Origin of the sequence: Novacetimonas pomaceti (genome assembly GCF_003207955.1) — a bacterium.
Classification (GTDB): domain Bacteria; phylum Pseudomonadota; class Alphaproteobacteria; order Acetobacterales; family Acetobacteraceae; genus Novacetimonas; species Novacetimonas pomaceti.
Map to the genome: position 1 here is coordinate 18,976 of NZ_NOXG01000012.1, position 14,236 is coordinate 33,211.

The 14,236-nt window shown below is 59.9% G+C and carries 14 protein-coding genes; 6 read left to right on the forward strand and 8 right to left on the reverse strand.

What is annotated here, in order from left to right; all coding sequences use genetic code 11:
- Positions 1–281 precede the first annotated feature (281 nt).
- Complete coding sequence (locus CFR71_RS10400) at positions 282–1,253, forward strand: MIP/aquaporin family protein (RefSeq protein ID WP_239019306.1); 972 nt, start codon at positions 282–284, stop codon at positions 1,251–1,253.
- A 98-nt stretch (positions 1,254–1,351) separates the two neighbouring features.
- On the opposite strand, the gene CFR71_RS10405 is transcribed toward CFR71_RS10400, so the two are convergent.
- The 6 genes from CFR71_RS10405 to CFR71_RS10430 all read right to left on the reverse strand — a co-directional run bounded on the left by CFR71_RS10405 (position 1,352) and on the right by CFR71_RS10430 (position 8,329).
- Entirely contained in the window at positions 1,352–2,734 is a 1,383-nt protein-coding gene (locus tag CFR71_RS10405) for a carbohydrate porin (protein WP_239019307.1), read from the reverse strand.
- Between the two features lie 286 nt (positions 2,735–3,020).
- Positions 3,021–3,950, reverse strand: coding sequence for a 2-hydroxyacid dehydrogenase (locus tag CFR71_RS10410; RefSeq protein WP_110530840.1), 930 nt, complete (start codon positions 3,948–3,950; stop codon positions 3,021–3,023).
- 17 nt (positions 3,951–3,967) lie between these two features.
- The gene (locus tag CFR71_RS10415) at positions 3,968–4,729 is read right to left on the reverse strand and encodes a 2-keto-4-pentenoate hydratase (RefSeq protein WP_110530902.1); all 762 of its coding nucleotides are present in this window, start codon (positions 4,727–4,729) and stop codon (positions 3,968–3,970) included.
- Positions 4,730–4,761: 32 nt separating this feature from the next.
- On the reverse strand, positions 4,762–6,156 hold the full coding sequence (locus CFR71_RS10420) for an MFS transporter (RefSeq protein ID WP_110530842.1): 1,395 nt from the start codon (positions 6,154–6,156) through the stop codon (positions 4,762–4,764).
- A complete protein-coding gene (locus CFR71_RS10425; protein ID WP_110530844.1) occupies positions 6,153–7,160 on the reverse strand; it encodes a Gfo/Idh/MocA family protein in 1,008 nt (335 codons plus the stop codon). The genes CFR71_RS10420 and CFR71_RS10425 overlap by 4 nt, the downstream gene beginning before the upstream one ends.
- Positions 7,161–7,399: 239 nt before the next feature.
- Positions 7,400–8,329, reverse strand: coding sequence for an AMP-binding protein (locus CFR71_RS10430; RefSeq protein WP_110530846.1), 930 nt, complete (start codon positions 8,327–8,329; stop codon positions 7,400–7,402).
- Here CFR71_RS10430 and CFR71_RS10435 point away from each other — a divergent pair.
- The 4 genes from CFR71_RS10435 (at position 8,328) to CFR71_RS16195 (ending at position 11,694) form a co-directional block, all read left to right on the forward strand.
- Positions 8,328–8,579, forward strand: a complete 252-nt coding sequence (locus CFR71_RS10435; protein ID WP_110530848.1) for a hypothetical protein — start codon at positions 8,328–8,330, stop codon at positions 8,577–8,579. The genes CFR71_RS10430 and CFR71_RS10435 overlap by 2 nt on opposite strands.
- A gap of 79 nt (positions 8,580–8,658) precedes the next feature.
- Positions 8,659–10,104, forward strand: a complete 1,446-nt coding sequence (locus CFR71_RS10440; protein WP_110530851.1) for a helix-turn-helix domain-containing protein — start codon at positions 8,659–8,661, stop codon at positions 10,102–10,104.
- 200 nt (positions 10,105–10,304) lie between these two features.
- Entirely contained in the window at positions 10,305–11,387 is a 1,083-nt protein-coding gene (locus tag CFR71_RS10445) for an L-idonate 5-dehydrogenase (protein ID WP_110530853.1), read from the forward strand.
- A gap of 73 nt (positions 11,388–11,460) precedes the next feature.
- Positions 11,461–11,694, forward strand: a complete 234-nt coding sequence (locus CFR71_RS16195; RefSeq protein ID WP_133251133.1) for a hypothetical protein — start codon at positions 11,461–11,463, stop codon at positions 11,692–11,694.
- Between the two features lie 16 nt (positions 11,695–11,710).
- On the opposite strand, the gene CFR71_RS10450 is transcribed toward CFR71_RS16195, so the two are convergent.
- Entirely contained in the window at positions 11,711–12,481 is a 771-nt protein-coding gene (locus tag CFR71_RS10450) for an SDR family oxidoreductase (RefSeq protein WP_110530855.1), read from the reverse strand.
- 271 nt (positions 12,482–12,752) lie between these two features.
- Here CFR71_RS10450 and CFR71_RS10455 point away from each other — a divergent pair, with 271 nt between their 5' ends.
- Positions 12,753–13,688: a ketopantoate reductase family protein gene (locus tag CFR71_RS10455; protein WP_110530857.1), complete on the forward strand. Its 936-nt coding sequence runs from the start codon at positions 12,753–12,755 to the stop codon at positions 13,686–13,688.
- Positions 13,689–13,707: 19 nt separating this feature from the next.
- Here the strand turns inward: CFR71_RS10455 and CFR71_RS16895 are convergent, their stop codons facing one another.
- Positions 13,708–13,977: a 2Fe-2S iron-sulfur cluster-binding protein gene (locus tag CFR71_RS16895; RefSeq protein ID WP_239019265.1), complete on the reverse strand. Its 270-nt coding sequence runs from the start codon at positions 13,975–13,977 to the stop codon at positions 13,708–13,710.
- Between the last annotated feature and the right edge of the window lie 259 nt (positions 13,978–14,236).

Genomic DNA, 14,236 nt, shown 5'->3' on the forward strand with positions numbered 1-14,236 from the left:
TCACGCATATTAAAATAAAACTCAAACAAAAATCATAAATAATCCCTATTTAAATGTCATATATTCACGATGTATTGACGTTGAAAATTCATTCCAATGATCTAAGTCTATAAAAGGAATGCAGAAAACAAAATGTAAAATAAGATATATTCATATTTTTATGACATAACGAATACATGAGAAGAGCGATGTCAGAACATCAGGACGATACGGAAAAGCATGGCGGGCATCGGCATTTTCATATGCCACATATGCATTTACCTCATTTCCATCTTCCTCATGTGCGATTGCCGCATATCCACTGGCCCCATTTCCATATCCACTTCCATGACCGTCCCCTGTCGGGGGAACCACATCCCGAACGCCCGTTCCACTGGCGTCTCTACTGGTGTGAGGCCCTTGCGACGGCGGTCCTCATGATCGTGGGGCTTGTATGCGTCATACTGCTGACCGCGCCTGATACGTTCCTTGGCCGCCTGCTTGCCCCCTACCCCAATATCCAGACGGCGCTGTGCGGCCTGTGTTTTGGCATGGCCGGCACGGCGGCGGCGATGACGCCGTTTGGCAAGATCAGCGGGGCGCACCTTAATCCCTCCGTCACCCTTGCCTTCATGCTGTCGAAGAAAATTGTCTGGATCGATGCTCTGGGATATGCCATCGCGCAGGTTATCGGCGCCCTGTTCGGGACTGCCGCCGTATATGGCATGGGCATGGTTTTTGCCTCATGGCGCACCCTGTCGTCCGAAGTGCATTATGGCGCGACCATTCCCTATACCAAGATTTCGGTATGGTATGCGCTGGGGTCAGAGGCACTGGTCACCGGACTGCTGATCATCACGCTCTACTGGCTTGCGGCCCATCCCCGGTACAAGGCCGTGACGCCATGGATTGGCGGCATTTTCTTTCTGGTCATGAATCCCATTACCGCATGGCTGTCTGGCAACAGCGTCAATTTCGCCCGCAGCCTTGCGCCAGCCCTGTTCGCGGGGGAATGGACCAACCTCTGGATCTATCTGATCGGACCGTTCGCCGGTTCGTCGCTGGCGGTTCTGGCGATCCAGTTCGACCTCTTTGGCAAGATCCACCTTCTGGAGGCGCGACTGGTGAATTTCGGCCATCATGGCAGGGTGCCGCATCTGGATGATCCGCATTTCAAGCATGCCGCGCCGGAGCATTACGACGCCTATCGCGCGCATCTGGAGGAACTGGCGAAGCTGAAGGCACAAAAGAACGCCGCCCAGCAGGATACATGAGACAGGCCGCGACACCACACCGCTGCGGACGCGCGCCCAAAAGCGCTGTTTGAAAAGAAGGTCTCGTAATACACTGAAATTGCGCGCTCAGGCCCCGGTTACAGAATCTGTATCTGTGACTTGAAACCTATGAATTCCACATTCCTGAGGTTTCTCTGCGCATTGGGATGGAAATAAATCTGGAAGTCCGGGGCCAGCACCACGCCGCGCATGACGTGAACCTGATAGTCCGTTTCGAATATTGTCGCGTGGCCCTGCACCCCTGTCGCGTGGTTGGGCGCCGTTTTTTCCGGCACCATGTTGAGGTCCAGCATATCGGTGGCCGAGACGCCAGGGGCGATTTTCACATAGGTCATGACGACGCCCAGGGAATCATAGGGCCGGCTTCTGAGGAAACCGCGATCAACGAATGCCACGTATGTCTCATAATTACGCAGTGATGTGCGCGGATCATTATAGATCACGCCAGCCATCGTGGTCAGGCCGCCTTCGGAATTGGAGTAGGAATGATGGAGGAGTTTCTGGTCAATTTCAAACCATGTGCTCCATGTCTGCTGGTGGTTGCGGGCGGTTTTTCCTGAAAGGGCATAAGGCTGCCCCGCCGCATCATAGTAATTGTCCGGATTGGGGGCGGAAATCAGCTGGGCGCCGATCTTGTAATGTCCCGGCAGTTTATGCTGCCGGCCAAACAGGGGTTCCCATCCGAATTCGATCGGGGCAAGCTGTCCGACGATATTTGACGAATTGAAATGAAAGCCTGTCCGGTGCTGGCTGTTGGCATAGATTCCGCGTTCGGCAAAATAGACGCCCGCCTGTATGTAGATGTAGCGTGACGGACGCCCACGGACACGAAATCCCCACTCTCCCGCAGGATAGGATGTAATGTACTGATTATCGATGGCCGCCTTGGGACGCCCGCAGAAACTGTTGTTCTGGAAGTTGCAGAAAAGCGAACTGGCGCTGAACTCGCTCATTTCCGTCAAGCGGCCGCCAGCGATACTGACGCGACCGCCCAGCAGGTTTTCTTCTCCATACGCCGTCACCAGATGGACGACGACATTTCCCCCGCCCCCGTATATTTCTGACGAATGCGCCAGCCAGTCGCCCATCATACGGTTGGCGGTCGTGCCATATCTGCTGGTAAACAGCGTATGGGTGGCAAATCCTTTCAGCCCGAGGATCTTTTCCCAGTTGATATGCAGGGCTGTATTGACCTGTCCCGCATTGCTTGATCCCTGCTTGTAATTCGGATGACCGGGCGTCGGGGCGGTAATGGCATCCGTGTATTCATTGGTATTATCCATTGTCAGCGCAATGCCGCGCGCGCGCAGCCATGACGTCATGCCGAATGGATCCGAAAACACAGCTTCCGGTCGTGAAAATGCCGGCACGACTGGTGAGTTCGACGGATGGGCCATAAGGGGCGTCGCCACGCGCAGCCTGGCGTCGCTGTTTGAATTGTCCTGAAAAGTCTGCGCCATCGCCTGACCACACACCATCATGCCTGCGACGGTAATGATCCGGACTGCTGTTCTGGAAACCAGTTTTTGACGATGGAATGCCATAATCACTGTAAGGAGCGTACGCATCCATTCTGATCCGATTGAATCTATTTTTTATTATTGTAAATAAATCTTCCCATGCGGAAGAATTACTTGGGAATTTATGGCGATATGGGGGAAAGGCAGCCCATGTCGGTCTGGCTGCCTGTGGCGATCCATGGCGGATACGCCCGCGCGGGGCGTATCCTGCACGCAGTCTGTCCGTTCAGATCACGGCGGTCGGCAAGGACTGGTTCGCAAAGTGGGCAGCAAGGTTCCTGACAACCAGTTCGCCCATCGCCAGACGTGTTTCCACGGTTGCGCTGGCACGATGGGGCTGCAATACCGTGCGGGGGGAATGGCGCAGCGCCGCAGGCACCTCGGGTTCATGTTCGAACACATCAAGTGCCGCGCCACCCAGCTTCCCTGCCTCAAGCACCTGCGCCAGGGCCTGTTCATCCACGACCGAACCACGGGCAACATTGACCAGAAAACCCTCTGGCCCCACTGCTTCCATGACCTCGCGACTGACCAGATGCCGTGATCCCGCGCCGCCAGATGCCGCGACCACCAGAACCTCGCTATCGCGCGCCAGGGTTTTCAGGTCCGGAACAAACGTATGATCCTTCAGGCCGAAATCCCGCAGATCGGTGTAGGAGACAGGCATTGCAAAAGCCTGGGCACGGTGGGCGATCGCCCGGCCGACCTGCCCCATGCCGATAATTCCCAGCCTCTTGCCCGTCACCTTGCGCCCCAGCGGCGGGGCGGATTTACGGCCCCATTCCCCGTCACGCACATACCGATCCCCTGCGGGCAGGCCCCGCAACAGCGACAGGATCAGCCCGATTGCCATGTCCGCGACGTCATCGGTCAGGACGCCCGGCGTGGTGGTGACGCGGATATTTCGTTCTTTGGCCTGCGTCAGGTTGACGGCATCCGTGCCAATTCCATTGATGGCAATGATTTCAAGGGCGGGCAGGCTGTCCATGACGTCCTGCGGCACGCCGGTGGCACCGCCCGTTGCAATGCCGCGTATATTGCCCGCGATGTCCTTCAGTTGCGCAATCGAAGTAAAGCGATGCACGGTATAGGCCGCGTCAAGCTGTCTTTCGATGTCAGGCATCATCGGTTCAATAAGCAGAATTTCGGGTTTCATGATTTCAGGTTTCCAGTTCAGGAAAGATGGGCATGCACGCTGCCGATTCCGGGAAAGTCGGCCTCAATTTCGGTATCATGCCCGACAAAGATGGTTCCGGTCGTCGAACCGGTCGTGACAACGCTGCCGGCGGAGATGCCGATTTTCCGCCGCGAGGCATGGTTGGCCAGCCACACCAGCAGCCGCAGGGGATCGCCTGCGGAATTGCCACCGATATGCTCGACCACGTTCCGTTTATTGATGGACAGGATCACCCGTTGCGTCACCGGCGTGAATTTACGCCATTGCGTCACGCCGTGTCCCACGATCAGGGCGCCGTGGCTCTGCTGGTCCGCCGTGTGGAGAAGCTTGTGCTGTGAACCGGGTTTTTCAAAACGGGTATCCAGAATCTCGATGGCCGGATGGATCGTTCCAATGGCGTCAAGCACCTCGTCACGGGTCCATTCCCCGGCGCGCGGCGGCAGGGCGCGCTCAAACCGATAGACGATTTCGGCCTCCACGCCCCGGTGGCGGCAAAGATCGGCCGGGATGACGGCGTCGTCGCCAAACAGGGTCGCGGCATGGATGGGCGCGCAGAATGGCTCTGACTCAGGTGTTTCCGATCCGACTTTCCATCCCGCGACCGGCCCGAGATGACGCCCGACCTCATCCTGTATGGCATAGGCTTCCTCGATGGAGCGCGGGATCAGGCTGTCAGGCACCCGCGCGGGTGGCGTAGCTGTTCCGTTCCGCACGGATTGCAGCAGGTGCGCGACATCGGACGACGTAACGGTTTGCATGTATATATTTTCCATTATGAAATAAAAATGAACTACAGGATGTCGTGCTGTTCAACGAGGTCGCGGTCGCGACATTCCGGTATGATAAAGGTCGTGCCGATGGTAATGCCGGCAAGGAACATGACATAGGCCGCGATTGGCAGCCATGACATCTGGCCCGGATGCGCCGCGTTCGGCGAAAAGGTCGCAACCCACCTGATGATGCACGAACCGACCAGCGGGGTCAGGCCGCCTGCGATCACCGCCGAGACTTCACGCGACATCGACACGGCCATGTAGCGGTGCCGGGCGCCAAACATTTCCGGCAGCATCGCGGCCTGCGTTCCGAACATGCCCCACGTGGTCACGCCCAGCGCCACGGACAGGGCGATCACGGCCGGCACGGGACGCCCGGTGCTGAAGGCATACCATACCGGCAGCGCCGTCACGGCCTGCAAGATGGCAAAGGTGCGGTATGTCCTTATCCGCCCGAACCTGTCGCTCAGCATGCCTGCGGCGGGCACGGTAAAGCCACCGACGATGGCAGCCGTGATCAGCGATGTGGTCCCCCACAGACCGGGCAGGCCCATCGTATTGACCAGATAGCTGACCGCCAGCACCTGATAGATGGACGAGCCGCCATTTTCAGCCATCCGTACGCCAATTCCCGCCAGGATCGTACGCCATGAACTCCGCAGGAGGGAAGCAAGGGATTCACGCTCTTCCGCCACCTTGCGCTGGATGGTTTCGAAAGTTGGGGATTCCTTGAGTTTCAGGCGCATGTAAAGCGCGACCACCAGGATTACGGCGCTTACCAGGAACGGCAGTCGCCATATCCATGAATGCGTGATGTCCGTCACCCCGAACAGCAGGCTGCAATAGACCAGCGCCGCGATGATCGTGCCGATCTGGATGCCCAGGAACGGCAGCGATGCGTAAAAGCCGCGCTGACCCAGGGGGGCGTATTCCGTCATCATCACGGCCGCCCCCGCCTGCTCCGCCCCTGCCCCCAGTCCCTGGAGCATCCTGGCCGTAATCAGCAGGACGGGCGCCCATATCCCTATTGTCTGATAGGTAGGGATCAGCCCGATGGCCGTGCTGGCAAGCCCCATGAGGGTTACCGTCATCAGCAGGACCTTTTTGCGGCCGATATGATCCCCAAGGCGGCCGAAAATGATTCCGCCGATGGGACGGACGGCAAATCCGACAAAATAGGTCGCAAAGCTGGCGATAAGGCTGGTGACCGGCGTGGCCGACGGGAAGAAAAGTGGCCCGAAAACCAGTGCGGAGGCCAGGCTGTAGAGCGCGAAATCATAATATTCCAGCGCGCTTCCCAACGAGCATGTCCATGCCGCGCGACGCAGTTCGCTTACCGTCAGGGCAAGGCGGACCGGCGGCCCCATTATCCGGCCATCTGCGCCGATGGCCCCGAATGCTGCTTGTGTCATGGGATTTCCACTTCGATCTGACGACCCGTACGGGCCGATTCACGAATGGCCAGCGCGATGGCCAGGGCGGCAAGGCCATCTTCGCCGGTCGCGGCGGGGTGCCCCGCGCCCCGCACCGCACTGCTGAATGCAGCAAGCGCGTAGTGATAGAGGTTGTGATGCTGAACCGGTATTTCCCGTTCCCCGTCGGCATTGCGCATGAACAGCCGGCCCGCGGCCCGCTGGCTCATGCAGTCACGACCGATCAGGACGCCCCCGCTCCCGTAGAACTCCACCCCCCCTTCGGAGAAGGGAACGGTATAGGAGCCATGGATCTGCACCAGCACGTCACCGGGGAAACGCATGACGACCATGATGCCGTCCTCCACGCCATCGTGGGCAAGGCGACCGCTCTGCGTCATGGCCATGACATGCGTCGGGTTGCTTCCGATCAGGAAACGCAGCGTGTCGATGTCATGGATCGTGCTGTCGAGAATCAGCCCGCCCCCGTCCGGATCGTTGACGCGCCAGCCATGCAGCGCTTCGGGCAGGAAATTGGCATGGAACACCCGCACGGCATTGAGCCTGCCGATCGTCCCTTCCCGCAGGAGCTGCCGCAGTTTCTGGTGCATGGCATTGCAGCGCAGGTGATGATTGATCCCCAGAACCACGCCCGCCTCGCGACAGGCGACGATCATTTTTTGGGCATCGGCCACATCAAGGGCGATCGGCTTTTCACACAGGACATTTTTACCCGCCGCCGCTGCCGCCAGTGTCTGGCGACAGTGAAACTGGTTGGCGGTGCTGATATAGACGGCATCCACCTTCCGGTCCGTCAGGATCGCGTCGATGTCCGTCGTATGGGCGGGAATGCCGTTTTCGGCCGCAAATCCGGCGCCGCGTTCCTCGCTTGAACTCAGCACGTTCAGGATCGTGCTGTCAGGTTGCGCGCGAATGGCGTCGATAATCCATTGCCGTGCCACGTTACTCGCGCCAATCAAGGCCCAACCGATTGGGGTATTCATTGGATAAACAGGGACAATTTCAGGCCCTCTCCATTATATATGCACGCTTTTTCCCGAGGGGGCGTGTCTTCTGTTGTCAGTTGTGGGAAGCAGCTGAATGTTTAATTTTTATTTATTGTTTATTGCCCTGTATTCGGTAACGGGCACGACTTACTTCAAACGTCACCCTGTCGGGCCGGTTTTCTCAGGCTGAAAACAAAGTTGTGAAAGTCAGGCGCATTCAGGTCCATATATCTGGTTCAGCAGCCCTCCAGCCGGGCGCCGCCTGCGGGGATCGTGATGGTGCCGCCTTTTGCCAGCATGCTTACCAGCAGCGAGGTCTGCCCCGCGTTCCATGCCATGTCGAGCAGGCTGCCGGGAATCTCCACATTGCCCCTGGGCGCAAGCATGTCCATGGCATAGGTGGTCAGTCGGCTGTACCTGCCCGCCGTATATGTCACGCCGCGCGTCCTGCCTGACCTGCCGGGGGGATGGAGCAGGAACAGCGGATCATCCGGCGACATGACCACCGGCGTGAAATCTGGTTCGTACCAGTCCACCATGGCATCATAATTGTGATCGCGGCCCGGCTTCATCGGCACGTCCTCCCCACCGGGCCCGACAACCAGGACCAGTTGCATCCGGCAACGTGAACCGATGATGGCAAGCGCCCTGTCCAGCACGGCTTTTGGCGATGCATGGTCCGCGACATCACCTGCGTCATGGCCTGTCAGCACGGCAACCGCCCCGCATTCCGCCAGCCGTTCCGCGAGGGAAGGCGCATCCAGATCCTCGCCCGGTACGACATGCACCGCGCCGATACGGATACAGGCGAGTACTGCCACTATACTTTCGACCATCAGCGGCAGATGGATCGCAACCCTGTCGCCGCGCTGCACGCCCTGATCCGTCAGGGCGTTTGCCAGACGACAGACCTCCTCATGCAACGTCCTGTAGGACACCCGCCTGTCCGGTCGTGCGCCTGCCCCATCCCAGGATATCGCGATCCTGTCCCCATGATCGCCAAGATGGCGGTCAATGCACAGGGCGGAGATATTCGGAACGGGAGGGGCGTGTCGTGGCAGCGGTTGGATACGCGACATTACCGCGTAATCCGCCGGTTGGCCAAAGCGCTGCCGCGCATGGGCGACAGGCAGGATGGAGACATTGTCATAGGTTTTGCCGATCATGGACCTGCTTCCGTCGTTCAACCGCCCCGGCACCCGCGATGCGCGGCGCAGCAGTCAATTAAAGGAGAGGGTGCGCGTGACTTATACGGATGAAAGCGATGCCGGGCGCAGTTCCGCCCGGCATCCAGTTAAAGATGCCACCGGACGCATTGCGGAATTCCACAAAAACATGTCGTCCGTCGGGGCCGTGGCCCGGTCATGGCATTTCATCGGTACTGTCCCTGTTTCTTTTTCTTGTCCCGGACTGTGACAAATCGCGGTTGCGGGCGGAAGACGTTTTGCCGTTTAAAGGTGCGAACGCCACGGTGCGAATTGCAAAGATTGCGAAGATGAAAAAGCCCGCCACCAAAACCTTCACCGGATCGCGTATCCGTCATCAGCGCAACCGCACGGGCATGACGCAGAGCGCCCTTGCCGCGAGGCTTGGCATATCGGCCAGTTACCTCAACCAGATCGAGCATGACGTCAGGCCGCTGCCTCTGCCGCTGCTCAATGCGCTGTGTGACATCTTTCGCGTGGGCGTGGATTATTTCAGCGATACCGAGGAAACGCGCGGCATACAGACCCTGCGTGAGATAATGGCTGATCCCGTCTTCGACATGCAGGCCGTCAGGCTGGACAGCATTCAGGCCGCCATGCGGGTCGCGCCCGATCTGTGCGCGCAGTTCATCCGGCTTTACCGCGCCTACCTGCTGCAGCAGGAGCATACCGCCACTCCGCTGGTCGGCAGCAGCCCCCCCTCACGCGCCGGCACGTTCGAGGCACCCGACCGGGTGGAGCCGTACGAGGCCGTCAGTGACTGGGTTCAGGCCCAGCGGAATTATTTTGACGAGGTCGACCGCACGGCCGAACACCAGTTCGAACTGATGCGACTGGATGACGGCAGCCCCGCCGAACAGCTTGCCCGCTATCTGCTGGACCATCACGGCATCCGCACCGAGGTTGACCTCAGCCTGAACCACAAGGGCCTGATGTGGCGCATGGACCGGCGACAGCGCACCCTGTTCCTGTCGCGCATCGTGCCGTCGGAAAGCAGTACGTTCTGGATGGCGCAGGCGCTGGGTCAGATTGAACATCAGGACGTGTTCGCGCGCACCATCCGCCGCTCCCGCCTGCGTGAGAGCGAGGCCCGGGGCCTGGCGCGCGTCTATCTGACCAACTATTTCGCCGGGGCGCTGCTGCTGCCTTACGAGCGGTTTCGCGCAACCGCCCACGAGGTGCGCCATGATCTGGAACGGCTGCAACGCCATTTCGGCGTCAGTTTCGAACAGGCCTGTCACAGGCTCAGCACCATGCAGCGGCCGGGCAGCGAAGGAATTCCCTTCTACTTTCTCAAAACCGACATAGCTGGCAACATCCTCAAGAGCTTCAGCGCCAACCGCTTTACCCAGTCCCGTTTCGGCGGCCCGTGCCCGCTGTGGAATATTTTCCGTGCGTTCAGCACGCCCCTGCAGGTGCAGGTCCAGATGTCACAGACGACCGATGGCGCCGTCTATCTCAACATCGCGCGCACCGTCGGTCGTAGCAGCATCTCCTACCTTGACCGCCCGCGCCTGACCGCGGTCGTCCTGGGCTGCTCCATCGCGGATGCCGAACACCTTGTCTATTCCGCAGGCCTCGACCTGAAGGATCCGCGCATGATCATCCCGATCGGGCCGGGCTGCCGCGCCTGCACGCGCGAAAACTGCCACCATCGCGCGCTGCCGATGGTCGGCCACCGTGTCGATATCAATAACGAGGGTCGCGGCATCGCCCCCTATCGCACGGCGCAGTAAGGGGTGTTCCCTGTCCAGCGGCAGGCTTTGTCCCGACTGGCGGGAAACCAGATTGCCTGATGCCCCGTTAGGAAGCGGCGGCGCCCCGGGGCGCCGCGCTGACCCGGAAGAAACCGTGGAAATGGCTTTCCGGCCCTGTAACCCGCACCTGACGGTTACATGCGGCCAGAAGCCCGCAACAGGCGGGGAGCGTTAGGAACGTGGATAGTGTGGATCACAAGGTCGGCCATGAAGAGGCCGTTTTTTCCCTGACCGAGGCACTGGTCATCCATGCCCCGCATGACCTGAGGCTGGAGCCCGCGCCCCAGTCCCCTCCCGGCCCGGATGAGGTGCGCGTGGACATGGCGTGGGGCGGCATATGCGGCTCCGACCTGCATTATTTCGCCCATGGGGGCGTCGGCGCGTCGGTATTGCATGCCCCGATGGTTCTGGGACACGAAGTCTCTGGCACTATTGGCGCGATGGGCCGCAATGTGAAGGGCTTTGTCCCGGGCGAAGCCGTGGCCATCCATCCGGCGCGACCCTGCGGTCACTGTCCCGAATGCATGCGGGGACAGCGGAACCTGTGTCGCGACATGCGGTTTCTGGGGAGTGCCGCGCGCGATCCGCATACCGATGGCGGCTTCCGTCGCACGATGACCGTCAGGGCGACGCAGCTGCACCATCTCCCCCCCGGCCTGGACCTGCGCCGGGCCTGCCTTGCCGAACCCCTGTCCGTGGCCCTGCACGCCATTGCGCGCGCGGGCGACGTGCGGGGGCGTGATGTGATGGTACAGGGGGCGGGCCCGATCGGGCTGTTACTGGTGGCGGGTCTGGCGCATCACGGGGCAGGACGGGTCGTGACAACCGACCTGGAGGATTTTCCCCTGCGATGCGCGGGCAGGCTTGGCGCGAACGCGTGCCACAATACCCGTCATGTCGCGGTGGAGGAAGAATTCGATATCGTATTCGAAGCCACCGGCGTGCCAGCCGCCCTGCCAACGGCCATAGCCCGTACGCGACGCGGCGGCGTACTGGTGCAGGTCGGCATGTTCCCGCCGGGGGACGTGGCGGTGCCGGTTGCGCAGATCATCAGTCGGGAGCTGGATTACAGGGGAACCTTCCGTTTCGATACGGAATTCGACGCGGCCCTTGCCTTGCTGGCCGAACATCCCGAAATTGCCGACATTCTGGTTTCGCAGCAGTTTCCCCTGCGCGATTTCGCCACGGCCTTTGCCCTTGCGCCCGATCGCAGGCAGGCGACAAAAGTCCTGCTGTCCCTGCGCGATCAGGAGATTTCGTGAAAACAGCCCGTATGATAAAAGACTGTTTTAAAGGGAAAGACCGGCAACACGCTAAAGTCATGAAAAGTTTTTGGTGAAGCTTTTTATAAAAGCGTCGAAAGACGTCGCTTTTTTAAAAAAGGCGACGCCCAAAAACTTTTTTGATATTTTATCAGCAGGTTATTTTCAAACAGTCTCCAAGAACATAAATATTTCGGTTGCCGCTTTTAAAAAAGCGGCTTTCCCCGATTGTTCCCAAAGTCGGACCTATTGGACAGTCCGTAAAGGAAAGCGGCCCATTTCCATCCGCCCCGGCGAACACAGGTGAAATATCCAGCCTGTTTTCATACAGAGACGGTCATGCCGCCATCGACCATAAGTACATGCCCGTTCACGAAACTTGATGCGTCGGAAGACAGGAAGACCGCCGCCCCCACCAGTTCCTCCACATTTCCCCACCGACCCGCCGGGGTGCGCTGGCACAGCCATTGGGTAAAGGCCTGGTCCGCCACCAGCTTTTCATTCATTTCCGTCTTGAAATAACCGGGCGCAAGCCCGTTGATCTGCAGGCCGTGACGGGCCCAGTCCGTTGCCATGCCCCTGGTCAGGTTCCTGACCGCCCCCTTGGTCGCGGTATAGGGGGCGATACCGGGCCGTGCCAGTTCGCTCTGCACCGAACAGATATTGACGATCTTGCCCCGCCCGCGCGGCAGCATGTGTCGTGCCACGGCCTGCCCCACGAAGAAAACCGCGTTGAGATTGGTGGCGATCAGCGCATCCCAGTCCGCCCGGCTGAACTGATCCAGTGGCGCGCGTCGCTGGATGCCCGCATTGTTTATCAGGATATCGATCGGGCCATGTTCACGTTCTATTTTTTCGACCCCTGCAATGACGGCATCCTGATCGGTGACGTCAAAGGGCGCGGTCACGACATCCAGCTCCTCGTCCGCCAGCATGGCGCGGCTTGCCTCCAGCGGTTCGGGATGGCGACCGTTCAGCACAATTTTCGCCCCATACCGGCCAAGGCCCCGCGCCAGGGTCAGGCCGATCCCACGCGAAGCCCCGGTCACAAGCGCCCGCCTTCCGGAAAGGGAGAAAAGGGTATTGTCGTGCATGGCAATTTCCGCCTTATGTTATTTATATCATCGACCATAGCATGGGCGCCAACCCGTGCCCGCACACGTATCCGCGCGCGGACATGCAATTTCCAGACGGCCTGTCACACATCGCGACGCCGGGGACGGGGTTTGCGTTTCCCCTGCCCGGTATCCGATCCCGTCCCGGTCATCAGATACATTTCATCTGAAAAATCATAAGATGTCAGACATTATGCGCGGGTGTTGCCGGATTTTCACCATGAGGCACAGGAACAGGGAGTAGTTTCGGATGGGATCCCGGATCCTTATTGTCGGCGCAGGAGCTGTTGGCGGGTATTTTGGCGCCCGGCTGGCCACGGCGGGACATGATGTCACCTTTCTGGTGCGCCCGCGACGCAGGCAGCAGATTCACACCGAAGGCCTTTGCCTGATCAGCACCATGGGAGACGAAACCGTTCGCCCATCAATGGTCATGGCGAGTGAAATTGACGGTCCGTACGATATCGTCCTTCTCAGCGTGAAGGCCTATTCCCTTGATGCCGCGATGACTGACTTTGCCCCGGCCGTCGGTCCCGACACCCGCATCATCCCCCTGCTTAACGGCATGCGACACCTCGACATGCTTGCGGCGCGGTTCGGCGCTTCCTCCGTCATGGGGGGGACATGCTTCATCGTCAGCAGACTGGACCAGCAGGGACGGATTATCCAGACAGGCCCCCGGCCAAGGCTTTCCTTCGGTGAACTGGCCGGCGCGGATACGCCGCAGGATCGCACGATTGCGCAAACCCTTTCCGCGCCCGGGTTCGACACGGTGCTTTCATCCAATATCCTGCAGGATATGTGGAACAAATGGGTGCTGCTGGCGTCACTCGGCACCATATGCTGCCTGATGCGCGGAACGGTGGGGGAAATCGCAAGCCAGCCTTCCGGCCCGGATTTCGCGCGCGCGGTCATCGGCGAATGCACATCGGTCGCGACGAAGGCCGGATATCCACTGGCCAAAGACAATGTCGAGGGTATCGTGCGAATGCTGACGAAGGCGGATTCCACCCTCACATCCTCCATGTATCGCGACCTGATGCAGGGCGCCCCGGTGGAGGCATGCCAGATCATTGGCGATCTGGTAAAACGTGCCCGCGCAGCACAGGTCTCAACCCCCATCCTGGAACTGGTCGACCTCAACCTGCGTGTCTATGAACGGCAAAGGCAGGACCGGGCCGGATAGGCCCCTGCCGCTCGTGTGTTTACATATCCAGCGTCAGGGATGGCGTGCGCGCGCGTGAGCAGCACAGGGCAATCGCGCGTTGCTGTTCGTCATCGCCCAGAACCGTGTCGCGATGATCGGCCTCCCCCGCCAGCAGGGGCACGACACACGCGCCACACATGCCCTCCTCGCACGCCACCGCCACATCAATCCCCGCATCCAGCAGGGCATTTGCGATGCTCTGTCCCGCAGACACGTGAACGGTCCGGCCGGAACGGGCCAGCACGACATCGAATGCCTGATCCGACATGGTATTCTCCACTCTTGCCATCCGCGTGGGACGAAAAGGTTCCTGATGGCCCTGATCCGCGCGCCGGCCGGTGGCGGGCGCGTGGGAAAAGCGGCCTTCATGAACCCATCCGGATCACGCGGCATGATGATTACATCACCATCCGGGGCATGCAATGGCCCGGACGAGGCAATCGCGCAGGGCGGGGACGAGAGGAAATATAACCATCCCCACCCTGCCCCGCCGTGCATGAATGCGGCCGGGCAGGACAGGAAACGGC

Excerpts from the sequence above, each read along its gene's own strand:
- CFR71_RS10455 (WP_110530857.1), top strand. The coding sequence starts at position 12,753 with ATGGGATCCCGGATCCTTATTGTCGGCGCAGGAGCTGTTGGCGGGTAT.
- CFR71_RS10450 (WP_110530855.1), bottom strand. The coding sequence starts at position 12,481 with ATGCACGACAATACCCTTTTCTCCCTTTCCGGAAGGCGGGCGCTTGTG.
- CFR71_RS10410 (WP_110530840.1), bottom strand. The coding sequence starts at position 3,950 with ATGAAACCCGAAATTCTGCTTATTGAACCGATGATGCCTGACATCGAA.
- CFR71_RS10415 (WP_110530902.1), bottom strand. The coding sequence starts at position 4,729 with ATGCAAACCGTTACGTCGTCCGATGTCGCGCACCTGCTGCAATCCGTG.
- CFR71_RS10440 (WP_110530851.1), top strand. The coding sequence starts at position 8,659 with ATGAAAAAGCCCGCCACCAAAACCTTCACCGGATCGCGTATCCGTCAT.
- CFR71_RS10435 (WP_110530848.1), top strand. The coding sequence starts at position 8,328 with ATGGACCTGCTTCCGTCGTTCAACCGCCCCGGCACCCGCGATGCGCGG.
- CFR71_RS16895 (WP_239019265.1), bottom strand. The coding sequence starts at position 13,977 with ATGTCGGATCAGGCATTCGATGTCGTGCTGGCCCGTTCCGGCCGGACC.
- CFR71_RS10405 (WP_239019307.1), bottom strand. The coding sequence starts at position 2,734 with ATGGCGCAGACTTTTCAGGACAATTCAAACAGCGACGCCAGGCTGCGC.
- CFR71_RS10425 (WP_110530844.1), bottom strand. The coding sequence starts at position 7,160 with ATGAATACCCCAATCGGTTGGGCCTTGATTGGCGCGAGTAACGTGGCA.
- CFR71_RS10430 (WP_110530846.1), bottom strand. The coding sequence starts at position 8,329 with ATGATCGGCAAAACCTATGACAATGTCTCCATCCTGCCTGTCGCCCAT.
- CFR71_RS10420 (WP_110530842.1), bottom strand. The coding sequence starts at position 6,156 with ATGACACAAGCAGCATTCGGGGCCATCGGCGCAGATGGCCGGATAATG.